At 69.8% G+C, this 22,858-nt stretch carries 20 protein-coding genes; 14 read left to right on the top strand and 6 right to left on the bottom strand.

Annotated elements, in window-relative coordinates; all coding sequences use genetic code 11:
- Nucleotides 1-116 precede the first annotated feature (116 nt).
- The 4 genes from D0C15_RS05425 (at nt 117) to purH (ending at nt 5,030) form a co-directional block, all read left to right on the top strand.
- Entirely contained in the window at nt 117-848 is a 732-nt protein-coding gene (locus tag D0C15_RS05425; protein WP_162829904.1) for a DUF5336 domain-containing protein, read from the top strand.
- Between the two features lie 189 nt (nt 849-1,037).
- Nucleotides 1,038-2,729 (top strand): cell division protein PerM, encoded by a 1,692-nt coding sequence (locus tag D0C15_RS05420; protein ID WP_162829903.1) that lies wholly within the window; start codon nt 1,038-1,040, stop codon nt 2,727-2,729.
- Between the two features lie 121 nt (nt 2,730-2,850).
- Nucleotides 2,851-3,468 carry a phosphoribosylglycinamide formyltransferase gene (gene purN, locus D0C15_RS05415; protein WP_116041309.1) on the top strand — a complete coding sequence of 206 codons (618 nt, stop codon included), beginning with the start codon at nt 2,851-2,853 and terminating at the stop codon, nt 3,466-3,468.
- Nucleotides 3,465-5,030: a bifunctional phosphoribosylaminoimidazolecarboxamide formyltransferase/IMP cyclohydrolase gene (gene purH, locus D0C15_RS05410; RefSeq protein WP_116041308.1), complete on the top strand. Its 1,566-nt coding sequence runs from the start codon at nt 3,465-3,467 to the stop codon at nt 5,028-5,030. The genes purN and purH overlap by 4 nt, the downstream gene beginning before the upstream one ends.
- Before the next feature lie 121 nt (nt 5,031-5,151).
- Here the strand turns inward: purH and D0C15_RS05405 are convergent, their stop codons facing one another.
- Both D0C15_RS05405 and D0C15_RS05400 read right to left on the bottom strand, forming a co-directional pair.
- The gene (locus tag D0C15_RS05405) at nt 5,152-5,874 is read right to left on the bottom strand and encodes a hypothetical protein (RefSeq protein ID WP_116041306.1); all 723 of its coding nucleotides are present in this window, start codon (nt 5,872-5,874) and stop codon (nt 5,152-5,154) included.
- Between the two features lie 129 nt (nt 5,875-6,003).
- Entirely contained in the window at nt 6,004-6,861 is an 858-nt protein-coding gene (locus D0C15_RS05400; protein ID WP_116041305.1) for an alpha/beta fold hydrolase, read from the bottom strand.
- A 304-nt stretch (nt 6,862-7,165) separates the two neighbouring features.
- Here D0C15_RS05400 and D0C15_RS05395 point away from each other — a divergent pair, with 304 nt between their 5' ends.
- From D0C15_RS05395 to D0C15_RS05375, 5 genes are all read left to right on the top strand, one after another.
- Nucleotides 7,166-7,897 carry a hypothetical protein gene (locus D0C15_RS05395; RefSeq protein ID WP_116041474.1) on the top strand — a complete coding sequence of 244 codons (732 nt, stop codon included), beginning with the start codon at nt 7,166-7,168 and terminating at the stop codon, nt 7,895-7,897.
- Between the two features lie 2 nt (nt 7,898-7,899).
- Nucleotides 7,900-9,525 carry a DNA polymerase Y family protein gene (locus D0C15_RS05390; protein ID WP_170161325.1) on the top strand — a complete coding sequence of 542 codons (1,626 nt, stop codon included), beginning with the start codon at nt 7,900-7,902 and terminating at the stop codon, nt 9,523-9,525.
- A gap of 64 nt (nt 9,526-9,589) precedes the next feature.
- On the top strand, nt 9,590-9,727 hold the full coding sequence (locus tag D0C15_RS05385) for a hypothetical protein (protein ID WP_162829902.1): 138 nt from the start codon (nt 9,590-9,592) through the stop codon (nt 9,725-9,727).
- 3 nt (nt 9,728-9,730) lie between these two features.
- The gene (locus D0C15_RS05380; RefSeq protein ID WP_116041301.1) at nt 9,731-13,039 is read left to right on the top strand and encodes an error-prone DNA polymerase; all 3,309 of its coding nucleotides are present in this window, start codon (nt 9,731-9,733) and stop codon (nt 13,037-13,039) included.
- Between the two features lie 36 nt (nt 13,040-13,075).
- Nucleotides 13,076-13,720, top strand: coding sequence for a pentapeptide repeat-containing protein (locus D0C15_RS05375; protein WP_116041299.1), 645 nt, complete (start codon nt 13,076-13,078; stop codon nt 13,718-13,720).
- A gap of 11 nt (nt 13,721-13,731) precedes the next feature.
- Here the strand turns inward: D0C15_RS05375 and D0C15_RS05370 are convergent, their stop codons facing one another.
- Nucleotides 13,732-16,422 (bottom strand): glycohydrolase toxin TNT-related protein, encoded by a 2,691-nt coding sequence (locus D0C15_RS05370; protein ID WP_116041298.1) that lies wholly within the window; start codon nt 16,420-16,422, stop codon nt 13,732-13,734.
- A 167-nt stretch (nt 16,423-16,589) separates the two neighbouring features.
- Here D0C15_RS05370 and D0C15_RS05365 point away from each other — a divergent pair, with 167 nt between their 5' ends.
- From D0C15_RS05365 to D0C15_RS05355, 3 genes are all read left to right on the top strand, one after another.
- Entirely contained in the window at nt 16,590-17,612 is a 1,023-nt protein-coding gene (locus D0C15_RS05365) for a DMT family transporter (protein ID WP_116041471.1), read from the top strand.
- Nucleotides 17,609-18,472: a bifunctional methylenetetrahydrofolate dehydrogenase/methenyltetrahydrofolate cyclohydrolase gene (locus tag D0C15_RS05360; protein ID WP_211323094.1), complete on the top strand. Its 864-nt coding sequence runs from the start codon at nt 17,609-17,611 to the stop codon at nt 18,470-18,472. The genes D0C15_RS05365 and D0C15_RS05360 overlap by 4 nt, the downstream gene beginning before the upstream one ends.
- Nucleotides 18,473-18,537: 65 nt before the next feature.
- Nucleotides 18,538-18,771, top strand: coding sequence for a DUF3017 domain-containing protein (locus D0C15_RS05355; protein WP_116041468.1), 234 nt, complete (start codon nt 18,538-18,540; stop codon nt 18,769-18,771).
- 106 nt (nt 18,772-18,877) lie between these two features.
- Here D0C15_RS05355 and D0C15_RS05350 read toward each other — a convergent pair whose 3' ends face one another.
- On the bottom strand, nt 18,878-20,071 hold the full coding sequence (locus tag D0C15_RS05350; protein ID WP_116041297.1) for an MFS transporter: 1,194 nt from the start codon (nt 20,069-20,071) through the stop codon (nt 18,878-18,880).
- 216 nt (nt 20,072-20,287) lie between these two features.
- Entirely contained in the window at nt 20,288-20,608 is a 321-nt protein-coding gene (locus D0C15_RS05345; protein ID WP_116041295.1) for an ArsR/SmtB family transcription factor, read from the bottom strand.
- Between the two features lie 96 nt (nt 20,609-20,704).
- On the opposite strand from D0C15_RS05345, the gene D0C15_RS05340 reads away from it, so the two are divergent.
- Complete coding sequence (locus D0C15_RS05340) at nt 20,705-21,982, top strand: MFS transporter (RefSeq protein WP_116041293.1); 1,278 nt, start codon at nt 20,705-20,707, stop codon at nt 21,980-21,982.
- On the opposite strand, the gene D0C15_RS05335 is transcribed toward D0C15_RS05340, so the two are convergent.
- Entirely contained in the window at nt 21,915-22,103 is a 189-nt protein-coding gene (locus D0C15_RS05335) for a DUF1918 domain-containing protein (RefSeq protein WP_116041291.1), read from the bottom strand. The two genes, D0C15_RS05340 and D0C15_RS05335, sit on opposite strands and share 68 nt — an antisense overlap.
- Before the next feature lie 99 nt (nt 22,104-22,202).
- Here D0C15_RS05335 and D0C15_RS05330 point away from each other — a divergent pair, with 99 nt between their 5' ends.
- The gene (locus tag D0C15_RS05330) at nt 22,203-22,853 is read left to right on the top strand and encodes a spermine/spermidine synthase domain-containing protein (RefSeq protein WP_116041289.1); all 651 of its coding nucleotides are present in this window, start codon (nt 22,203-22,205) and stop codon (nt 22,851-22,853) included.
- The last annotated feature ends 5 nt before the right edge of the window (nt 22,854-22,858 follow it).

Here is a 22,858-nt window from a genome sequence, read left to right as displayed (position 1 = left end):
ATTACCAGGATGGGACGACTGCGTGCGGATCCGCTAGCGTCGTCGCACCGAACGACCTATTCGTCCCGGAGTTCCACACGGCACCGCGAGCGGGCCGAACGACAGGAGAAACACGGATGACCTATCCGAGCAGCGGGCCCGGCTACCCACAGCAGGGTGGCCCGCAGCAGCCCCAGACGCCGAATCAAAGCCTCTCGGCCGGGTCGCTGGCCGTCATCCTCGCGTTGGCGGTCACCGTGCTCGGCTTCATCAACTACTTCATCGGTTTCTCCGAAGAGGCACGTGGTGCGGGCAGCATCATCCAGTTCCTGTTGGCAGGCGGCTTGCTCGCCGCCCTGCGCGCGTTGCCGAACGGGCCGAAGGTCCTGCCGTTCGCCGCCCTGCTCAGTGCGCTCGGAGCGCTCATCACGCTGCTCAATGTGGTGCACAGTTCGGACGTTCCCGGCGTGATCACGGTGATGCTCATCCTGGGCATCCTGCAGATGCTGGTGGCGATCGCCGCGCTGCTCTTCGACTACAACGTGCTCAAGATGCCCGCCAGCAAGCCGCCACAGGGCCCCTACGGCCAGCAGTTCGGTCAGCCAGGCGCGCCGGGACAGTTCGGCGGCCAGGGTCAGTTCGGGCAGCCGGGGCCCCAGGACCCGCCGTCGGGCGGGTTCAACCAGCCGACCCAGTACGGGCCTCCGGCGACTCCGCCGCCGCCCACTCAGCAGGCGACGCAGTACGCGCCGCAGCAGGGCCAGTTCTACCAGCAGCAGTCCCCCGAGGCCGGTCAGCAGGGCGGACCAGGCCAGCAGCAGGGTGGCGGCCAGGGCCAGCAGCCGGGTGGACCCGGCCAGCAGGGCTGAACCTGACGACTGCCTTCGATGCCCGCGGTGACTCCGGTCCCGCGGGCATCGTGCTGTGCGAGGGTGCGAACACTATGCGTGGTGGTGTGATTTTCGACCTGCCCCGACCGGGTGGGTATGCACTGTCGTGCGCGTGTCGGGCGGCGTGGCTCACCCGGTTGGCCTATTACCGGTGCGAGGGTTCGGAACATGCAGCTGCTCACCTCACCGTCGCGCCTCGGGGGCGACGACGGCCAAGGTGATCCAGATGGCGCTGCGACTGTATCCGGCGGGATGCGGGCGCGAGCGCTGATCACCGCCGCCGTCGCTCCCATGGTGACGGGCTATCTCGCCGTCGCCGCCCTGCTCGCAGCGGTCACCGCGAGCGCCACGCAGGGCAGATTCGACCCGATCACCGTGTTGCTCGCGGCGGGGCCCGGATGGCTTGCGGCGTACCAGGTTCCGCTACAGATCGACGGCAGAACCCTCGGGGTGCTTCCCTTGCTGCCGACGGTCGGTGTCTTCCTGCTGATCATGAAGGCGACTGCCAGTGCGGCCCGGCGGCTGGACTACCGGGAACCCGCTCAGGCCGTGACACTGATCGGGATCATCGCGGCGACGCACGGCACTGCGGGGGCGGTCATCTCCGTGCTGGCCGACGGCCACCGGCTCGCCGTCGAACCCCTGCCGGGCCTGCTCGTACCGGGGCTCGTGGCCGGCCTCGCGGCACTGGCCGGGACCGCGAGCCGCTGCGGAATGCTCGCTTGGGCCTCGCGCTATGTCGAGCCGCTGGCACTGCACGGGCTACGAGCGGGCGCGCTCGCCGTGGCCGCCCTGCTCACCGTCGGGGCCATGACGGTGACGATCTCCTCGGCCCTGTCCGCCTCGGCGGTGCACGAGGTCTTCCTGGCGAACGCCCCCGGCCTCGGCGACGGCGCCGGCATGCTGCTGCTTTCGCTGGGTTACCTGCCCAATGCGGTGCTGGCCGGCCTCGGGTTCGCCGCGGGGCCCGGCTTCTCGATCGGTGCCGCGACCCTGACCCCTGTCGGATTCGCCGGCGGACCTGTGCCCCCGCTGCCGTTGTTCGCCGCGGTGCCGGAAAGCCACGCCATCTGGTGGCCGGCGCTCATGCTGCTCCCGGCCGCGGCCGGCCTGCTAGTCGGCTGGTCGCGGCGGCGGATCGACGATGATCCCAACGTCCGGGTCCGGGTGGTGGCCGTGGCCGGTGCGCTGGCGGCGTTCGGTGTCGTGGTGCTCGGCGCACTGGCCGGGGGCAGGCTCGGCGGCGGGCCGTTCGACCCGATCTCGTTCCCGCTCGGCACGCTTTCGATCGCTGTTTTCGTCTGGATCGTGCTGCCCGGCGCCCTCGTGGCGTACTACTGCGGCCCTCGCGAGCAGCCGGAACCGGCGCAGCCGGAGGCAGTCGCCGAGGATCCGGCGGACACCGAGGACACCGAGGACACCGAGGACACCGAGGACACCGAGGAAGCAGAAGGTACCGAGGACAGCGCGAGTGCCGAGGATGCCGAAAGCACCGAGGACGGCGAGCAGCCGGAGTCCGAGGACAGCGACGACACCGAGTCCGAGGACCCCGAAGCCGAAGCCGACACGCACGAAGCCGGCGACGAAGCCGGCGACGAAGCCGCCGTCGAGGACGGCGATCCCGAGGCCGCCGAGGAAACGGCCGGCGAGATCGAGGTCCTGGACGTTCCCGAGGACACCGCCATCGAATTCGACGACGAGTTCGACCCGGACGATCCAGACGACGAGAATCTCGACACCACCGACGACACCGCCACCACCGAGGACACCGCCACCACCGAGGACACCGCCACCACCGAGGACACCGGCGACACGGTTGACGGCGCCGCGAAAACGGAGCGAGAGCCACGCGGAGAGTGAGCTGGGCCGCACCCACCGCCTCTCGTAGATCAACAACCCGGCGTTAAGGTGAGGTGACCAGGTCGATCGGCGTGCGTGCGAGCGCGTTCGCCCCAGCAAGGAGACCGTTCTGGCTACTCGGTTGGAGCTGCCCGCGTCCGCCAGGCTCGTGGTGCTCGCCTCAGGGTCGGGAACGTTGCTTCAGGCACTGCTCGATGCGGTGGGACGAGACGACTACCCCGCGGAGGTCGTCGCCGTCGGCACGGACCGCGCGGACGTCGAGGCGCTCGCCAGGGCCGAGCGGGCCGGTATCCCGCATTTCACCGTGCGCATGGGGGATCATCCGGACCGGACGAGCTGGGACAAGGCGCTGACCGAAGCCGTCGACGCATACGGGCCCGATCTCGTCGTGTCGGCAGGGTTCATGAAGATTCTCGGTGCGCACTTCCTCGACCGGTTCCCGAATCGCGTGGTGAACACCCATCCCGCGCTGCTTCCCGCGTTTCCCGGCATGCACGCCGTTGCCGACGCGCTGGAGCTGGGAGTGAAGGTGACCGGGTCGACCGTGCATCTGGTGGACGCGGGGGTGGACACCGGGCCGATCATCGCGCAGGAGGCCGTGCGGGTCGAGGCCGATGACGACGAGGCAAGCCTGCACGAGCGGATCAAGGCGGTGGAGCGCAGGCTCCTCGTCGACGTGATCGCGAAGCTGGGCCGTGCGGGGTGCACGGTGGACGGACGAAAGGTGAGTTTCACGTGAGCGAGCAGTCTGCCGGGCGGCACCCGGTCCGGCGCGCGTTGATCGGGGTGTCGGACAAGGCCGGCCTGCTGGAGCTGGCCACCAGCCTGCACGCCGCAGGCGTGGAGATCGTCTCCACAGGTGGTACCGCGAAGGTCATCGCCAACGCCGGTGTCCCGGTGACCCCGGTGGAGGAGGTCACGGGCTTTCCGGAGTCGCTGGACGGCAGGGTGAAGACCCTGCACCCCAGGGTGCACGCGGGCCTGCTCGCCGACCGCGGCAAGGACGAGCACGTGGAGCAACTGCGCAAGCTGGACATCGCGCCGTTCGATCTGCTGGTGGTGAACCTCTACCCGTTCGCGAGCACCGTGGCTTCCGGCGCGAGCCATGAGGACTGTGTGGAGAACATCGACATCGGCGGTCCCGCGATGGTGCGCGCGGCGGCGAAGAACCACGGCAGCGTGGCGGTGGTGGTGGATCCGCAGCGCTACGACTGGGTACTCGAGCGGGTACGCGAAGGCGGGTTCGAGCTTGCCGACCGCAAGCGGCTGGCGGCGCAGGCGTACGCGCACACCGCGGCCTACGACGCCCAGGTGGCCACGTGGTTCGCCGAGCAGTACGCGCCCGCCGACGACTCGGGCTTCGGTGAGTTCATGGGGATGACCTGGCAGCGCGGGGAGACCCTGCGCTACGGCGAGAACCCGCACCAGCGGGCGGCGGTGTACACGCACTCGCGGACCGGTCTCGCGCACGCCGAGCAGCTGCACGGCAAGGCGATGTCCTACAACAACTACGTCGACACCGACGCGGCTCGCAGGGCGGCCTACGACTTCGAGCAGCCTGCGGTGGCGATCATCAAGCACGCGAATCCATGCGGCATCGCGGTGGGTTCCGACATCGCGGAGGCGCATCGGAAGGCGCACGCGTGCGATCCGGTGTCCGCCTTCGGTGGGGTCATCGCCACGAACCGGCCGGTCTCGGTGACCGCTGCCGAGCAGATCGCCGACGTCTTCACGGAGGTCGTACTCGCGCCGGACTTCGACGCCGAGGCGCTGGACGTGCTCAGCCGTAAGAAGAACATCCGCCTGCTGCGTCTGCCCGCGATCGCGAACGCGGACGCGGTGGAGGTCCGGCCGATCTCCGGTGGAGTGCTCGTGCAGACCCCGGATGCGATCGACGCACCAGGAGACGACCCCGCCTCCTGGACATTGGCCACGGGCGAGCCCGCCGACGAGCAGACCATGGCCGACCTGGTGTTCGCCTGGCGTGCGGTACGCGCGGTGAAGTCGAACGCCATCCTGCTGGCCGCCGGTCTGGCGACCGTCGGCGTCGGGATGGGGCAGGTGAACCGGGTGGACTCCGCGCGGCTCGCGGTGCAGCGTGCCGGAGATCGGGTGTCGGGATCGGTCGCGTCCTCGGACGCGTTCTTCCCGTTCCCCGACGGGCTGCAGGTGCTCCTCGACGCCGGGGTACGCGCGGTGGTGCAGCCTGGTGGTTCGGTGCGCGACGCCGAGGTGATCGCCGCGGCGGAGGCCGCTGGCGCGACGGTCTACCTCACCGGTACCCGCCACTTCGCCCACTGACCCGCACCCCACCCGCGGTGCAACATGTCCCCAATGTGGCATTGGGGACGTTGAAGTTCCCCAATGCCGCATTGGGGAACTTTCCCACCGCGGGAGCGGCGGCCGATTTCGAGTGCCGGGGTCAACCCTGCAGGGTGCCGAGAACTTCCTGGCCGACCCCGGCCGCGGCGTTGGCGAAGTCCTGCACGGGGGCGGGTTCGTTGCCGAGTAAGCCGACGTCCCACCCGCTGTAGCCGACCAGGACGAAGTAGCTGCCCTGACGGACCTGCAGGGTCACGGTGGTGATGTTGCCGCTCTGCGTGCTGCCGATGCATGCTTCCTGCCCGAGCTGCGGCGGTGGTAGCTGCGAGCCGTCACACCGGGGCCGCCGCTGTTCCTGTGCGGCGGCCCCGGCGTAGCGAAGAATCTGTACCTGCAGGTCGCGGCTTCCCTCCCCGTCCTGCCCACGGGTCTGTGTCCACCCGCAGTAGACGAGGGAGACGCCCTGGCTTTCGCGCGCGCTGCTGGCCGTGGGATCGGGATTGGTGGTGCGCAACCGCTGCCGGGTCTGCTCACTGACGGCATCGCAAGCCGGGTCGAGCTGCGCGCCAGTGGGCGGTATGCCGCCGTCGGCGTGCGCGTTCAGGTAGAAGACGACGCCGCCTGCGATGGCCCCCAGCACCAGCAGCGACACCAGGACCAGCGAGACGATCAGGCCCGTGCGCTTACGCTTCGGCGGCTGGGGCTGCGGGTATGGGGCGTACTGCCAGCCCGGATGCTGCTGGTATCCCTGCGGTCCGCCCGGCCAGGAGCCGCCGTGCTGGGGTCCCGGGTACTGAGGTCCGGTGTACTGAGGTCCCGTCACGATGCCTCCCCGTCGGCCACGCAGCGAAGTATCGCACCGGTCCCGCCGCACTGGAGCGGTGTGGTCGAAGTCGGGAGTTCTCGGAGGTGCGCCATGGCCGGGGGAGCACTGCCCAAAATGGAGTCGTGCCTAGTGCACTGGCGTCAGGAACTCCAGTTCCGTCGCCTGTGTGGGAATGAAATGACCAATGCCGGGCAGCAGCCGCACTGTCGCGTGCGGGACGCTCGCTTCCAGTCGCCGCTTGGTTTCCCCGGAGTCGAACATCACGTCCAACTCGCCGGCGAGCACGTGCACCGGCATGGTCAGCCGTCGTAGCGCGTGCTCGTCGAAGACCGGAAGCGCCTCCAGCCGGTATCGGTAGTTGTTCGCCACAAGCAGCACCTCGTCGAAGACCACTTCGGTCTCCTCCGCCCGCAGCGCGGACAGCCCTGGTCCGAGAATTCCGTGCACCGACCTGCGCCGGCCTCTTTCGCCGAGCGAGTTCAGCAGCAACGCCTTGAGTAGGAAACCCTTCTTCTGTCTGCCGATCCCGCCCGGGCAGGACAGCGCGAGGCGAGCCACCCTGCTCGGCCGCCGTGTCGCGTAGTCCACGGCCAGCCAGCCACCGAGGGACACGCCCATGATCGACACCCGGTTCAGCCCGAGTGAGTCCAGCACGGCATCCAGCCACACGGCGTATCGGTCGGAGTCCAAGGGCGGCCGAGACGGCGTGCTGCGGCCTTGTTCGCCGATCATGTCGATCGCGCATACCCGGAAATGTGTGACGAGTTCGGGGATTCTGCTCAGCCACTGTGCCGAGTTGCCGCCGGAGCCGTGCAGCAGCACCAGGGGTGGAGCGTCGTCTGCTCCGCAGGTGACGACGAAGGTCTCGCCCTCGGGTGTCGGCACGTGTAACTGCTTGTTGGCGACCGGCCAGCGCTCCAGGGCTTTTCGATAGCGCTCACGCAGCTGGCGGGCTCCTGCCGCTGATCGATAGATCTCGCTCATGTTCCTGACCCCTCCATGGCAGCCTTCGCTGCGCGAAAGGCGACACTAGCATACCTAAACTTCCCCAATAAAAGAACAATAAGGAAGTTTACGTAAGGAAGAGCCGGTATCAGTCGACCTGCAACGCCTTGCTTGACAGCGATACGGCATTCAGTGTTCACTGGACGCATCGAACATACGTTCGACGCTCTGCCGTCTTCCCCGCGGCGGGGCACGAATCGCGAGCAGGGCTCGAGCACCTGCCGCGCTGCCGTGCTGTCGTGAGGGGAGGTGGTGCCCGGTGCCGAGAGGGCTCGCGAGCGAGATCCGGGGTGTCGAGCCGGAGCAGGCCGGGGCTGCCATCGCCCGGCTGACGGCACTGCCGGGTGTGCGTACGGCCAGCGGGGTGGCCGACGCCGCCGAGCACGCGCAGACCACGGGACAGGTTCTGCCGGTGCAGTCGGCGCTGTCCGGATTGCTGCCCTGGGGAGGGCTGCGCCGGGGCAGCACGGTGGCGGTGCACGGGTCCACTTCGCTGTTGCTCGCGCTGCTCGCGGAAGCCACCGCGGGTGGATCGTGGGCCGCGGTGGTCGGGGTGCCCGATCTCGGGGTGGCCGCTGCCGGGGAACTCGGGGTCGAGGTGGCTCGCCTCGCCCTCGTGCCTCGTCCCGGTGCCGACTTCGCCTCGGTGACCGCCGCGCTGCTCGACGGGGTGGACCTCGTGGCGGTCGGGCCTGTGGGCAGGGCCGAGCAGACCGCCCGTCGACTGTCCGCCCGTGCCCGGCATCGCGGTGCCGTGCTGCTCTCCCTCGGCCCTTGGCCTGGTGCCGAGGTGGAGCTGCGATGCACGGGTGGCCGGTGGTCGGGTCTCGACGGTGGGTACGGCTACCTGCGGCAACGGCAGGTGGTCGTGCACACCGCCGGCCGGGGAGCGGCGGCGCGACCTGCGCGCACCGATCTGCTGCTGCCTGCGCCGAACGGCGCGGTGGACGGCGCGGACACGGCTGATGGTGTGGCAGGGCCCGCCGTTTCCTGGAGCGAGCGGGGGGTGAGCTGATCATGGTCGCCCCTCCGGTGCGAGTGCTCGTGTTGTGGTGCCCGGACTGGCCGGTGGTCGCGGCGGGGCTGGCCGCGGGGGTTTCTCCGCACCTGCCTGCCGCGGTTTTCCTCGCCAATCGTGTGGTGGCGTGCTCGGCCGTTGCCAGGACCGCCGGTGTCCGGCGTGGGATGCGCCGCAGAGAGGCGCAGTCCCGATGCCCGGAGATCGTGGTGCTCGGCGAGGATCCCGGCAGGGACGCCCGGTTGTTCGAGCCCGTCGCGGCCGCGGTGGAGGAGCTCGTCGTCGGGGTGGAGGTCGTCCGGCCAGGAGTGGTCGCGGTGCCGGTGCGGGGAGCCGCGGGCTACTTCGGCGGCGAGTCCCGGTTGCTGGAACTGCTGGCCGAACACGTACCCGTCCGGACGGGAGTGGAGTGTCAGCTCGGCGTCGCCGACGGGCTCTTCGCCGCCGTGCTCGCCGCCCGCAGGTCCGCGCTGGTCGAACCAGGAGCCTCGGCCGAGTTCCTCGCCCCGTTGAGTATCACCGAGCTTGATCAGCCGGATGCGTACCGCGGCGACCTGGTCGATCTGCTGCGCAGGCTGGGCCTGCGCAGCCTCGGCGACTTCGCCGCGCTCACCGAACGGGACGTGGCCTCCCGGTTCGGTGCACCCGGACTGCTCGCGCACCGGCTTTCGCGGGGTCTGTCCGATCGGCCACCGCACCGCAGGCGTCCACCTCCTGAGCTCTCGATCAGCGAGGAGTTCGATCCGGTGCTGGACCGGGTGGACGCCGCCGCGTTCGTGGCCAGGACGCTGGCCACACGGTTCCACAGTGGACTGGCAGCCCGTGGGCTGGCCTGCACCAGACTGGGCATCTACGCCACCACGGAACACGGCGAGGAACTCGCCCGCGTCTGGCGCTGTGCCGAACCCCTGACCCCACAGGGGATCGCCGATCGGGTGCGCTGGCAGTTCGAGGGCTGGCTGCGAAGGGGTGCGGGGGTGCGGCCGACCGCGGGAGTCTGCCGACTCCGGCTCGATCCCGAGGAGACGGTCGCTGGGCATTCCTTGCAACTCGGCCTCTGGCAGGCGGGTTCCGCGGCTGCGGCGCGAGGGGGGCTCGGGGACGAGCCCACGCTCGCGGCCGAGCGGGCAGGCAGGGCACTGGTGCGGGTACAGGGCCTGCTGGGGCCGGACAGCGTGGTCACAGCGGTACTGGGCGGTGGGCGCGGTCCCGCCGAGCGGGTCCAGCTGGTGCCCTGGGGGGATCGCCCCGAAGCCCCCGTCGAGCCGGATGCCCCCTGGCCGGGCAGGCTGCCCGCGCCGTCGCCGGCCACGGTCTTCGCCGGGCAGGTATCGGCGACTGTGCTCGACGAGTCGGGCGCACCGGTGGAGTTCACCGAACGGCTGTGTCTGACCGCCTCGCCACACCGCGTCGCGATCGAGGACGGGCCCGCACGACAGGTACGGGAGTGGGCGGGGCCGTGGCCGGTGGCTGCGAGGTGGTGGGCACAGGAGCGGCAGGGGGACAGGGCTCGCGTCCAGGTCCTGCTGGGCGGGGACGGGCGGGAACAGGGCGACCTCGCGGTACTCCTGCTCCTGGAGAAGCATCGCAATCCATTGTGGACTGTAGAAGGGATGTACGACTGAGATGGCAGCTGAGAACGATGGATTGCGAGGTCATGGTGACCGGAACTCTTCGACAGGCACGGAGATGCACGGTCATGACGACCTCGAGAACACCGACCCGTTGTGGATCGAGTTCAACGAGGTGCTGGAGGCGGAACTGGAGTCGGAGCTGAGCTCGCTGATCCCGTCGCAGCGCCTGTCGGCCGAGAACATCCGGGAGTGACGCATGGGCTGGGACAACCCGCCGGTTCCCTGGCGGGACCTGCGACGCTCACTCGCGGGCGCGCCGAACGCGACAGGTGCGGAACCGCCGATGCGCGCATCGCCGATGCGCCCTGCCCCGCCGGTCGGCGCCGCAACTGGTCGCAACCGGGTTCCCTACGCCGAACTGCACTGCCACACCAACTTCAGCTTCCTGGATGGCGCCAGTCACCCTGAGGAACTCGTGGAGGAAGCGGCCAGGCTGGAACTCGACGCCCTCGCGATCACCGATCACGACGGCATGTACGGAGTCGTTCGTTTCGCGGAGGCCGCCCGCGAGTCGGGCCTGCGCACGGTGTTCGGCACGGAACTCAGCCTCGGGCTCCGGGCACCGCAGAACGGCATTGCCGACCCCGAGGGCGAGCACCTGTTGCTACTCGCCAAGGACGTCGACGGCTACGCCGCGCTGTGCCGGGCCACCACTGCAGGGCAGCTGGCCGGGCACGACCAGGATGGGGCGCGGCGCGCGGAGAAAGGCCGCCCGGTGTACGACCTCGAGAAGGTCGCGGCGGAGGTGTCGGGTAGCTGCGTCGTCCTCACCGGGTGCAGGAAGGGTGCCGTCCGAAGGGCGCTGGCCGAGGCGGGGCCGGACGCCGCAGGAGACCAGTTGCGCCGGTTGGTCGGCCTGTTCGGCCGGGAAGAGGTCTACGTGGAACTCACCGACCACGGACTGCCTTCGGACACCGCCGACAACGACGCGCTGGCCGAACTGGCCGTGCGACACGGCCTGCCCACCGTGGCGACCAACGCCGCCCACTACGCCACTCCCCGCAGGGGCAGACTCGCCGCCGGTCTCGCGGCGATCCGTGCCCGGCGCAGCCTCGACGACATGTCGGGCTGGCTGCCCGCGAACGGTGGTGCCCATCTGCGCTCCGGAGCGGAGATGGCCGCGCGCTTCGCGCGGTATCCGGGAGCCGTGCACCGGGCGGCTCAGCTCGGAGTCGACTGTGCCTTCGACCTGAAACTGGTCGCGCCCGAACTGCCGCCGTTCGACGTGCCCCACGGCCACACCGAGGCGAGCTACCTGCGTGAGCAGACCTACCGTGGTGCGGCGGTGCGGTACGGAACACGGACGGCTAATCCCGAGGCGTACCAGCAGATCGAACACGAGCTGGCGATCATCGAGCAGCTCAATTTCCCCGGGTACTTCCTGATCGTCGCCGACATCGTCCGGTTCTGCCGGGACAGCGACATCCTCTGCCAGGGCAGGGGATCCGCGGCCAACTCGGCGGTCTGCTATGCGCTCGGTATCACCAATGTGGACTCCGTGACCTGGAAGCTGCTCTTCGAACGTTTCCTCGCGCCGGATCGGGACGGCTATCCCGATATCGACCTGGACATCGAGTCCGACCGCAGGGAGGAGGCAATCCAGTACGTCTACCGCAGGTACGGACGCCTGTGCACGGCCCAGGTGGCCAACGTCATCACCTACCGCGCACGGTCCGCGGTGCGCGACTCGGCACGAGCGCTCGGGCACTCCCCTGGACAGCAGGACGCTTGGAGCAAGCAGATCGACAGATGGGGTCCGTTGGCCGAGACCCAGCACGACCATGACCACGACATTCCGCTGCCGGTACTGGAGTTGTCGGCCGCGCTCGAGGACTTTCCCCGGCACCTTGGCATCCATTCCGGTGGCATGGTGATCTGCAACCGGCCGGTCAGTGAGGTCTGTCCGATCGAGTGGGCCCGCATGGACAACCGGAGCGTGCTGCAGTGGGAGAAGGACGACTGCGCGGCCGTCGGGCTGGTCAAGTTCGACCTGCTCGGGCTGGGCATGCTCTCCGCGCTGCACTACATGATCGACCTGGTCCGGGAACACGAGAGCGTCGAGGTCGACCTCGCGAAGCTGGACCTCGAGGACGACGAGGTCTACGCGATGCTCCGGCGGGCCGACGCGATCGGCGTCTTCCAGGTGGAGAGCCGTGCCCAGCTGGCAACCCTGCCGAGACTCGCGCCCCGCACCTTCTACGACCTGGCGATCGAGGTCGCGCTGATTCGCCCCGGTCCCATCCAGGGTGGGTCGGTGCATCCCTACATCAAGCGAAACAGCAAGAAGGAGAAGTGGGACTACGACCACCCGCTGCTGAAGAACGCGCTCGAGAAGACGCTGGGTGTGCCCCTCTTCCAGGAACAACTGATGCAGATCGCGCTCGACGTCGCCGGGTTCAGCGCGGCCGAGGCAGACGAGTTACGGCATGCGATGGGCGCCAAGCGGTCCACGGTCAGGATGGAGCGGCTGCGGCAGCGGTTCTACGACGGCGCCGCGCGCAACGGCATTGACGAACCGATGGCCGAGCACCTGTTCCAGAAGCTGCAGGCCTTCTCGAACTTCGGCTTCCCGGAAAGTCATGCGCTCAGCTTCGCCCATCTCGTCTTCGCCAGCGCCTACTTCAAGCGCTACCACCCCGAGGCGTTCTGCGCCGCTCTGCTGCGAGCGCAGCCGATGGGCTTCTACTCGCCACAGTCGCTGGTCGCGGATGCACGCAGGCATGGAGTCGTCGTGCGTGGCCCGGAAGTGAACGCGAGCCTGCCGCACGCCACCGTCGAACCCCGGTCGGCGCGGCACGGGGGTCTCGCGGTCCGGCTCGGCCTTGGCTCGGTGCGCGCGGTGGGCACGACGAAGGCGGAGGCCATCGTCGCCGAACGCGATCGGGGAGGGACCTTCACCGACATGGCGGGCCTCGTTCGCCGGGTCCGGCTGACGGCACCGCAGGTCGAGGCGCTGGCGACGGCGGGAGCGTTCGGGTGCTTCGGCCTCGACCGCAGAGCGGCGTTGTGGGCGGCCGGAGCCGCGGCACAGGAGCGCCCAGGAAAGCTTCCCGGTGGTGGGGTCGGAATGACCGCACCCGCGTTACCAGGAATGGACGACCTCGACCTCGCCGCGGCCGATGTATGGGCGACGGGCGTATCCCCGGACAGCTTCCCCACACAGTTCATCCGGTCGAAGCTCGATGAGCTGGGCGTGGTGCCTGCCGATCGGCTTGACCGGGTGGATCCCGGATCACGGGTGCTGATCGGTGGAGCGGTGACTCACCGCCAGCGGCCCACAACCGCGGGCGGTATCACGTTTCTCAACATCGAGGACGAGACCGGCATGGTCAATGTGGTGTGCACCGCGGGACTCTGGCGGCGGTACCACCGCATCGCCCGCTCCAGTCCCGCGCTGCTGGTCCGAGGCACTGTCGAACGTGCCGACGGCGTCGTCAGTGTGCTCGCTGACCGATTGCAGCACCTGCCGATGCGGATCAAGGCCAAGTCGAGGGACTTCCAGTGAGCGACCCTGTCGGCAGGCTGTGTCAGGCTCGACGACATGACCGACGCCGCCGATACGTCCAGCACCGTCCGGGTCGACGAGCCGGACCCGGAACCGGAAGTCGGGGAGGACTATCGCGACGCGGTACTTCCCGGAAAGCGCTGGGTACGCAGGCGCTTCGTGCGCTGCGACTTCAGCGACGCCGACCTCCGTGGGCTGAACACCCAGGGATGCACCTTCGACGAGTGCGACTTCACCGGCGCCGACCTCGGGGACTCCGAGCACCTCTCGTCGGCACTACGGTCCTGCGTCCTGCGGCGGGCTTCCCTCACCGGGTCCACCTGGCGGGGTTGCTCCCTGCTCGGTTCGTCGTTCGACGAATGCCGCCTGTTGCCGATCACCCTGCGCGACAGCGACCTGTCCCTGACCGGTCTCGGCGGGGCCAGGTTGCGCAGGTGCGACCTCTCCGGACTCCGGCTGCGCGAAGCCAACCTCACCGACGCCGACCTGACCCGAGCGGACCTGCGAGGTGCGGACCTGACCGGCGCGCGCCTGCACGGTGCCCAGCTGGCCGATGCCGACCTGCGTGGAGCCAGGGTCGACGCCAACGGCCTCCGCCAGGCCCGGCTCGCGGGAGCGCGGGTGGACCTGGAGACCGCCGTCGCGTTCGCTGGAGCTCACGGGCTGCTGGTCGGGGATTGACGCTCCTGCTCTCAGGAGACAGGCGGCTCCCCGGGTTCCAACTCGATCAAGTCGCCCTCGGCGACCAGTTCCTCGATCGAAGCGGGCAGCAGGTAAGCCGCGCCACCACCGGGCTGGTTGAACCACGGGATCGCGACCCCGGCCAGCGATTCGAGCGGACGCTGTACCCGGTACACGTGGTACGGGCGATTCACCCACTCCGGCACCAGGGACCGTTCCTCGAACGGTGTGCCCGCGGCATACGTGAGATTGCCGTTGGGGCCGCCGAATCGGTCGAGTTCACTTCCCGCCGGGAGTTCGCGCACCTCCTTGCCACGGAACAACGTGAGTGGCGGCTCGCCCTCCATGGGCTGAATCGGCCACTGCTGCCCCGCTCCCGGAGCACCGCCGGAGGCGCCGCTCGTCTGCGCTGGGCGCGCGGGCGGTGCGGCCGCACCGGAACCATTGGCGGCCACTCCCTGCGGGGGCAGTGCCTGCGCGGGCGCTTCGTCCCGCGCGCCAGGGGCGGGTGACGTTTGCGCGGGTGTGGCAGGACGTGCCGGTGACTGCGGAGCCTCCTGGCCGTGTTGCGGCCGCGAGCCGGTGGCGATCTCCGGCGAGAGGGTGGTCAGCAACGGTGCCTGCTTGGACTGCGCGGGAGCCGGAGCCTGTCCCGACGACTCCGAAGTAGCAGCAGCACCCGAAGCAGCGGCACCCGAAGCAGCGGCCGCAGAAGCCGGCGGAGCCTGGGGTGGCTGCGGCGGTGCCGGGGGCACTGACTGCGGCTGTGGCGTCGACGATTCGGGTGTGGCAGCGGGCGGCGGCTGGGTTCCCGAGACTCCGCCGTCGGGTGCGAGCAGGAGCTTGCCGAGCATGAACGCGGCCGCGTCCTCGGGGTCACCGAATACCGCTGGGTTGGTCAACTCGCCCTCGTACCAGCCGACCCGCCAGCCGTCGGGAACCTCCTCGACGCTCCAGCCCCGTTCGGCGGGCTCGCCGATCCGGTAGTCGCCGTCCGGAACACCCAACTGCCGGAGAGTGTCCTGCAGCTGATCGAGTACCGGCTCCGCGTGCTCGGGCAGCGGGACCCCGCCGATCTGGGTCGGCGGGCCGCCGTCGTCGAAATCGGCCCGGTGGCCACCGGGCTGTGGTTCGGGTTGCCCCAGCCCAGTGCGCTGGGCCTCTGGGTGCTGGGCCTCGGGGTGCTGGGACTCTGCGGGCGAAGCCCCAGCGTGATCGAACCCCGTGTGTTCGAACCCCGGGTGATCAAAACCTGTGTGATCGAAGCCCGCGTACTCGGTCTGCGCGTACTCCGTCTCCGCGTGCTGGGGGTCCTGACGCTGAGTCTCCGAGCCAGGACCGCTCACCTCGGCCGGGTGCCGCTCCGAAGCGGCAGGCGGTGTGGGCACCGACGGCGTGATCGTGGTCATCGGGCCCGGATCCATCGACGCGGCGGGGGTGAAGGTCGTGGGCGGGTCCACCAGCGCGCGGTGTGAACCGGCGTCGGGCATCTGGTCCGTCTGTGCCTGGTCGGCGTCCGTCGACCCGGCGGTCTGTTGGTCGTGCTGGTAGTCCGGCTCGTCGTAGCTCTCGGTGTCGTACTCGTCGTACTGGTCGAAGCCGGACTCGTGGACCTGGGTGTCGTCCTGGCCGGGTTCGGTCTGGGCCGGTTCGGTGAACCCCCGGTCCGCGAACCCCCGGCCGTCGACCACGGGTTCGGCGTACGTGGTCTGGTCGAACTCCTCCTCGTACGGCGACTGGGGCGGAGTCTGGGCCTGAACCGGGGCCGGTTCGGGCTGCTGCGGTTCCTCGGTCTGCCGTGCGGGCACGCGCTCGGTGTGCCCCTCGGCCTGCGGCGGGGTCACGGGCGGTGGCACTGGTGGCGGTGCCTGACGTGGCGGCGGGGCGCCCCGGTTGATGTGTGCCGCCGCGGCCTGTCGCAGCTGATCGGGAACCGCGGGTACGGCGAAGCCGCTGGCGTGGATGTGCTGGATCAGATCGGGTTCGGGGGAGACGCCGTACTCCCGCAGGTAGTAGTTGACGGCGGCGGGCCAGATCCAGACACCGTCGCTGTGGAAGGCGACCGGGACGGTTCCTTCCGGAGTGCTCGCGAGCCGGTCGATGTCGTAGCCCCTGTTCGGGACCACGACCGGCGCGGCGTCGAGGTACTCCAGCAATCGGTCCTGCTCGTCGACCTCGAGTTCAGGGCGGTTGATCACGGGTCGGCCCCCCGGGCCGGCACCGTCGAAGATCCGGGCGATCCGGAAGCGCGGACCCGGCCGTTCGGGGCCGAGGCCGGACATCCGGCGCATCAGCCATTCCGGCACGTTGTCCTCCGAGCGGGGGAACATGCGCAGCTCGTCGGCATAGGCCTGCGGCGGCGGCATGAGGTCCCACCTGGGTTCCTCGCGGTCGTACTCCAGGTTGTAGCTGGACGGGTGGTCCAGCTGGTAGCGGGCGTTGAACCAGGTTCCCCGCCCCTCCCGGTACATGCCCGCGCGCAGGCGGCCGAAGAGCGTCGCGATGTCGTGGGTGGCCACCCAGTCCACCGTCGACCCGTCAGCGAGGACGATCTCGCCGTTCAGCTCATGGAACCTGCCGACGGCGCGGTACTCCGCGGTGACGCGCTGCCAGTCGCGCGGGGCAGCGCGGAGCAGGGACAGTCCTATCTGTTTGACCAGTGTGTCCTGCTCGGTTGCGTTCAGCTGCGTCGCTTGTGCCACCAGAACATCTTGACTTGTTACCCACGCTTATGCACGGGGCATGTGAGTTTCCGGGCTCTTCTTCCTGGTGAACGACGTGGTCGAGGCGGCAGAGCGAGTGTGTTTCGGGGCATAAATCACCGATCCGGGGAAGTTTGGCCCGGCTGGCGGGTTGACAATAGATCGTGATGACTACTGCCCGTACCACTTCGGGTTCTCAGCGGCGCGATTCCGACACGAACCGGCGAGAACCGAGCACCCCGCGAGTGTTCGGTGTGTCGCTCGCCATAGCGGCCGGACTCGCCATGGCCGCGCAGAGTCGGATCAACGGGCAGCTCAGTGTCGAACTGCACGATTCGCTGCTCGCCGCGGTCATCTCCTTCGGCGGTGGCCTGCTGGTGCTCGTGGCACTGGTGCCCCTGCTGCCTGCGATGCGGGCGGGCATGCGCCGCCTCGTCGCCGCGTTGCGCGAGGGCGGCCTGCGGCCCTGGCAGTGTCTCGGCGGTGTCGGCGGCGCCATGTTCGTGGCAGGCCAGTCGGTCACCGTCGGTGTGCTCGGGGTCTCGCTGTTCACCGTCGGTGTCGTCGCGGGGCAGACCGTGAGCGGCCTGTTCGTGGACCGGATGGGGCTCGGGCCCGCCGGTGCACAGCGACTGAGCCTCACGCGCGTGCTCGGTGCTGCGCTCACCCTCGTCGCGGTGGCCTGGTCCGTCTCCGGTGGCCTGAACGTGGCGGGCGGGCCGGGACGCTTGTGGTTGCTGACGCTGCCCGTGGTCGCCGGGGTGTTCGTTGCCGTGCAGCAGGCGATCAACGGGCATGTCGGCAAGGCTTCGGGCAGCGCGCTCACCGCGGCGCTGATCAACTTCACCGTCGGCACGGTCGTACTGGTGCTGGCGTGGCTGATCTCGCTGATCGTGCGCGGTGGTCCCGCGGCCGCCCCGGAGAACCCGGTGCTCTATCTCGGCGGGCTGGTCGGGATCGCCTTCATCGCACTGGCCTCGCTCGTGGTCCGCTGGACCGGGGTGCTGCTGCTGGGGCTGTCGGCGATCGCCGGGCAACTGATCGGCTCGGTGCTGCTGGACGTGTTCCTGCCCGCCGCGGGACGGCCGCTTTCGATCACCACCTTGAGCGCAACCGCGCTGGCACTGGTCGCCGTGGTCATCGCCGGGATGGGCGGGCGACGGCGATGGCGGCCCCGTTTGGAACAATGACGACCGTGACGGCGACTGTTCTGGACGGTAAGGCCACAAAGGACGCCATCTTCGCGGAGCTCGCGCCTCGCGTAGCGGCACTGGCCGAGCAGGGGATCACCCCTGGTCTGGCGACGGTGCTGGTCGGCGACGACCCGGGTTCTCACTGGTATGTCAAGGCCAAGCACGCCGACAGCGCGAAGGTGGGCGTGACCTCGATCCGCCGGGACCTGCCTGCCGACATCTCCCAGCAGAAGCTGGTGGCGGTGATCGACGAACTCAACGCCGATCCGGCCTGCACCGGCTACATCGTGCAGCTCCCGCTGCCGAAGCACCTGGATGAGGGTGCCGTGCTGGAACGCATCGACCCGGCCAAGGACGCCGATGGTCTCGCACCTGTGAGCCTCGGCAGGCTGGTGCTCAACCAGCCGGCCGCGCTGCCCTGCACGCCGCGCGGCATCATCGAGTTGCTGCGCCGGTACGAGGTGCCGATCGCAGGGGCGCGGGTGACCGTGGTCGGCAGGGGGATCACCGTCGGCAGAACACTCGGGCTGCTGTTGACCAGGCGCAGCGAGAACGCGACGGTCACGCTCTGCCATACCGGCACCACCGACCTCGCCGCCGAGGTGCGGCGGGCGGACATCGTGATCGCGGCCGCGGGCGTGCCCGGCCTCATCACCCCCGACATGGTGAAACCCGGCGCCGCGGTGCTCGACGTCGGTGTCTCCCGCGTCGACGGCGCACTGGCGGGCGACGTGGCGACCGGGGTCGAGGAGGTCGCCGGGTTCCTGTCCCCGAACCCCGGCGGGATCGGCCCGATGACCAGGGCGATGCTGATCACCAACGTGGTCGAGGCCGCCGAACGGGCCGCGGCGGGTTGAGCACGGTGACCTCACCGCGCCGCGGCACCCGCAACCTGCTCGTGCACCTGCCGTTCGCGGTGGTCATGGCGCTGGTGGCGGTGGCGGCCCTGCGGATCGGGATGTACCACTGGCGTCAGGGTGCCGCGCTGATCGGCGGCGCCCTCCTGGTGGCGTCCGTCCTGCGCGCGGCGCTGTCCGACGAGCAGGCGGGGTTGCTGTGCATTCGCGGCCGTAGCGTGGACATCCTCAGCTATGCGGGCCTCGGCATCCTGATCCTCTTCGTCGCACTCACCATCACCGGCGGCCCGCTCGGCTGACAGCCACTCGTGATGTCCCCAATGTGGCATTGGGGACGTTGAAGTTCCCCAATGCCGCATTGGGGAACTTCAGCCCAGCCCCGCCGGCGGCCCGCTCGGCTGAGCCTCAGGAACCCGCGGTCGCCATGGCCGGGGCCGGGGCGGGTGTGTCGGCGTCCTCGCGACGGTCCAGCGTGCCGGACACCACCGCGATGCTCAGGCCGAGCACGGCCAGCAGCGCACCCACCCAGTTGGGCGCGACCAGCCCGAGGCCGCCTGCGATGACGAGCCCGCCGAGGTAGGCGCCGATCGAGTTGGCGATGTTGAAGGCCGACTGCACGGCCGCCGAGACCATCGACGGCGTGCCGCCCGCCTTCTCCATGATCCGCGCCTGCATCATCGGGCCGATCATGAAGCCGGCCACACCGACGAGGAAGATCGTGATCGCCGCGCCGATCTTGCCCTGCGCGGTGATCGTGAAGACGGCGAGCACAGTGGCCAGCGCGCCAAGTGCGACGTACAGGCTCGGCATCAGCGCACGGTCCGCGAGCCTGCCGCCGAGGAAGTTGCCCAGCGTCATGCCGAGCCCGGCCAGCGACAGCAGCAGCGTGACGCTCGCGGGCTGGAAACCGGCCACGTCGGTCATCATCGGCGTGACGTAGCTCAGGCAGGCGAACACTCCGCCGAGGCCGAAGGTGACGATGGCGAGCGCGAGCCACACCTGCGGCTTGCGGAACGCGGCGAGCTCGCCGCGCAGGGAGGTCTCCGCGGGCTTGCCCTGGTGCGGGACCAGCTTGGCGATACCGCCGATGGCCACCAGTCCGATCACCGCGACCAGCGCGAAGGTCGCACGCCAGCCGACCTGCTGGCCGAGCAGGGTGCCGAGGGGCACGCCGACGACGTTGGCCAGGGTGAGGCCCATGAACATCATCGACACGGCCTTGGCCCGGTCGCCCTTCGCCACCAGGCTGGAGGCCACCACCGCGCCCGCGCCGAAGAACGCGCCGTGCGGCAGGCCCGCGATGAAGCGGAAGACCACGCCGAGCTCGTGGTTCGGCGCGAGGGCGAACAGGACGTTTCCGGCGGTGAACAGCCCCATCATCGCCAGCAGCATGGTTTTGCGTGGCAGTCGTACGGCGACGGCCGTGAGCAGCGGAGCTCCGATGACCACGCCGAGTGCGTAGCCGGAGATGAGATAGCCGGCGGACGGGATCGAGACACCGAAGTCGGCTGCGGCCTGCGGCAGCACGCCCATCATGACGAATTCGGTGGTCCCGATACCGAAGGCGCCGATGGCGAGTGCGAGCAGTGCGATGGGCACGGCTGTCCTTCCGAACGTTACGGGCGGGTGCTGGATCGGCCGGGCGCATCGAGCGGCTCTGGATCGATACAGCGGAAGCCGAAAATCAAGGACGGCCGAATCACCCCTGATCGGGCCGTCCCGGGTGCTCGCCTCACGCGCCGGCGGGCTGCACAACCAGTCCAACGCACAAGCGTGCCGTTGTCATCCTGTGACCGCGTGAGCCTGCCCACGCGGTCATCGGCGGGCGGCGAGTACCCCGTCGAGCAGGCCGGGGAAGAGGGCGTCGAGATCGTCCCTGCGCAGGGAGTTGAACCGCGTCGTGCCCTGGTGGCGCCCGGTGATGATGCCCGATTCGCGCAGTGTGCGCAGATGGTGGGTGAGTGTGGACTTGCTCACGGAGACGTCGAAACCGCTGCAGGAGATCTCCTCCGCCCCGGCCAGTTGGCGCACCATTGCCAGACGTACCGGGTCGGCCAGTGCCTGCAGCACCGACTCGATGCGGATCTCCGATCGGTCGGGAAACGGTAGTTGCTTCGTCTCCTCGGCGGTGGCCATGCGGCAATTGTACGACGGGCTTCGAACTTCTCGTCCAGCCATAGTACGATTCGCATCGAACTATGACGCTCGTCGAACAAAGGTCAGGGGACCGCGATGACCACCCATCCGTACGCCGGCCGGACCTCGGTGCTGGCGTTGGGCACGTTCGCCGTGGGGACGAGCGGTTATGTCGTCGCGGGTCTGCTCCCCGCGCTCACCGCCGAACTGCACGTGTCGGCGGCCACGGCGGCCCAGCTCGTCACCGCGTTCGCGATCGCCTACGCCATCGGGTCGCCGCTGTTCGCGGCCGCCACAGGGCGCTGGGAACGGCGCACCCTCCTGGTGGTGGCTTTGCTGGTGACGGCGCTCGGCAACGTGCTGGCCGCCCTCGCGCCGGGCTACGGTCTGCTCTTCGCGGCCCGGATGGTCACCGCGATCGGCGCCGCCGTCTTCACCCCGGCCGCCAGCATGGTCGCCGCCGAACTGAATCCGCCGCATCGCCGGGGCAGGGCGGTCGCCGCGGTGTTCGGCGGACTGACCCTGGCCACCATCCTCGGCGTGCCACTGGGCAGTCTGCTGTCCGGACCGCTCGGCTACCGATGGGTCTTCGCGCTGGTCGCGGTGTTCTCCGTACTGGGAGCGCTGGCCGTGCGACTGGCGCTGCCCGCGGTCGCACCGCCACCACCGGTCCCGCTGGCGCAGCGGTTCACCGTCGCCAGGGACCCGAGAGCGCTGGCCGTGCTCGTCACGACCGTGCTCGGCTGCCTCGCCGCGTTCAGCGTCTACACCTTCGTCACGCCGGTGCTGGCCGCGACCGCCGGTGTCACCGGCACGACCGTGAGCCTGCTGCTGCTCTGCTACGGCATCGGCGGGGCGCTCGGCAACTACGCGGGCGGCAGGGCCGCGGACCGCTGGGGTTCCCGGCGGCCGCTGATCGTCGTGATCGCCAGCCTGACCGTGGTGCTGCTGACCCTGCCACTGATCGCGACCTCGGTGCCGGGCGCGGCGATCGCGCTCCTGCTCTGGGGACTGACGACGTGGTCGTTCAACCCGCCCGTGCAGCACCGGCTGATCGAACTCGGCGGCAGCAACGCCGGGCTGTTGCTCTCCCTCAACGCCTCGGCCATCTACCTCGGAGTGGGACTGTCCGGAGTCGTGGGTGGCATCGTGCTCACCAACGCCGGGCCGACAGCCCTGCCTCCGGTGGCGGCCGCGCTCACCGCGGTCGGCGGCCTGGTGGTGCTGCTCTTCGGCTGGCGGTCGCCGGCTCGCGCGCAGAGCGCACCGGCGGACACCGGCCCCGGCGCCGCCGGTGCCTCTGCGGTCAGTCGCGGTGTTCCTCGACCTCACAGTCCGGTCCGGGATAGACCAGCCGTTCGTGCCCGTCGGTGAACCGCACCCAGTACGGCGGACTGCCGTCCGCGCCGCGCACCTCGATGATCTCGCCACGCCGTTCGGCGGAGCCGACGGTGCGACCGTGCACCCGGATCTCGTCTCCCACTGTCGCCTGCATGTGCATCACCTCCGCCCATCAAGGGTAGGAGCCGCACGCGGACTGGTCGAGCCGGGAACGCCCGCGACGGTGTCGCCCCCCGCCCCTAGAGTGGATCGGATGACCGAGGTGATCGATCGGGCCGACGGCGAGTGCGGCGAACTGGTGCTGCGGCGCAGCGGCGCCGATCTGGAAGTGATCGCGGACGGAATGTTCCTGATGGACACCCGCGACGGCAGGTCCGAACGGCTGCTGGTGACTGCCGCCGCGGACCAGCTCCGGCCGGACGCCTCGATGGTGATCGGCGGGCTCGGCGTGGGTTTCTCGCTGCGGGCCGCGCTCGACCACCCCGGGGTCGGCGAGGTCGTGGTCGTGGAGCGGGAGCCCGCCGTGATCGACTGGAACCGCACGGGACCGTTGCGCGAGGTGCACGGGGACGCGCTGGCGGACGAGCGGGTCCGGCTCGTCCGCGACGATCTCGTGCACTGGTTGTCCCAGAGCGCGGGGCACGAGCGGTTCGACGCGCTGTGCCTGGACATCGACAACGGCCCGGACTGGACACTGAGCGAGGGCAACGCCGCCCTGTACGACGCCGCCGGGCTGGAGCTGCTCGCCGCCCAGCTGCGGGTGGGCGGGTTGCTCGCGGTCTGGAGTGCGCACTCGAGCCAGGCGTTCACCGGGCTGCTCCGGGAACACTTCGACGAGGTCCGCGTACTCGACATCCCGGTGCCGCGTGGGGAGCCCGACGTCATCTGGCTGGCACGGAACTGAGAAGC

Source organism: Amycolatopsis palatopharyngis (assembly GCF_003385185.1).
Lineage (GTDB): Bacteria > Actinomycetota > Actinomycetes > Mycobacteriales > Pseudonocardiaceae > Amycolatopsis > Amycolatopsis palatopharyngis.
Note: the sequence above shows the minus strand (reverse complement) of the source record. Positions and strands in the feature narration are given on the sequence as shown.

Bases quoted from the DNA above. Each gene is read 5' to 3' on its own strand.
- D0C15_RS05425 (WP_162829904.1), top strand. From the start codon at position 117: ATGACCTATCCGAGCAGCGGGCCCGGCTACCCACAGCAGGGTGGCCCG.
- D0C15_RS05420 (WP_162829903.1), top strand. From the start codon at position 1,038: ATGCAGCTGCTCACCTCACCGTCGCGCCTCGGGGGCGACGACGGCCAA.
- D0C15_RS05400 (WP_116041305.1), bottom strand. From the start codon at position 6,861: ATGAGCGAGATCTATCGATCAGCGGCAGGAGCCCGCCAGCTGCGTGAG.
- D0C15_RS05390 (WP_170161325.1), top strand. From the start codon at position 7,900: ATGGTCGCCCCTCCGGTGCGAGTGCTCGTGTTGTGGTGCCCGGACTGG.
- D0C15_RS05385 (WP_162829902.1), top strand. From the start codon at position 9,590: ATGCACGGTCATGACGACCTCGAGAACACCGACCCGTTGTGGATCGAG.
- D0C15_RS05380 (WP_116041301.1), top strand. From the start codon at position 9,731: ATGGGCTGGGACAACCCGCCGGTTCCCTGGCGGGACCTGCGACGCTCA.
- D0C15_RS05375 (WP_116041299.1), top strand. From the start codon at position 13,076: ATGACCGACGCCGCCGATACGTCCAGCACCGTCCGGGTCGACGAGCCG.
- D0C15_RS05365 (WP_116041471.1), top strand. From the start codon at position 16,590: ATGACTACTGCCCGTACCACTTCGGGTTCTCAGCGGCGCGATTCCGAC.
- D0C15_RS05360 (WP_211323094.1), top strand. From the start codon at position 17,609: ATGACGACCGTGACGGCGACTGTTCTGGACGGTAAGGCCACAAAGGAC.
- D0C15_RS05355 (WP_116041468.1), top strand. From the start codon at position 18,538: ATGGCGCTGGTGGCGGTGGCGGCCCTGCGGATCGGGATGTACCACTGG.
- D0C15_RS05345 (WP_116041295.1), bottom strand. From the start codon at position 20,608: ATGGCCACCGCCGAGGAGACGAAGCAACTACCGTTTCCCGACCGATCG.
- D0C15_RS05340 (WP_116041293.1), top strand. From the start codon at position 20,705: ATGACCACCCATCCGTACGCCGGCCGGACCTCGGTGCTGGCGTTGGGC.
- D0C15_RS05335 (WP_116041291.1), bottom strand. From the start codon at position 22,103: ATGCAGGCGACAGTGGGAGACGAGATCCGGGTGCACGGTCGCACCGTC.
- D0C15_RS05330 (WP_116041289.1), top strand. From the start codon at position 22,203: ATGACCGAGGTGATCGATCGGGCCGACGGCGAGTGCGGCGAACTGGTG.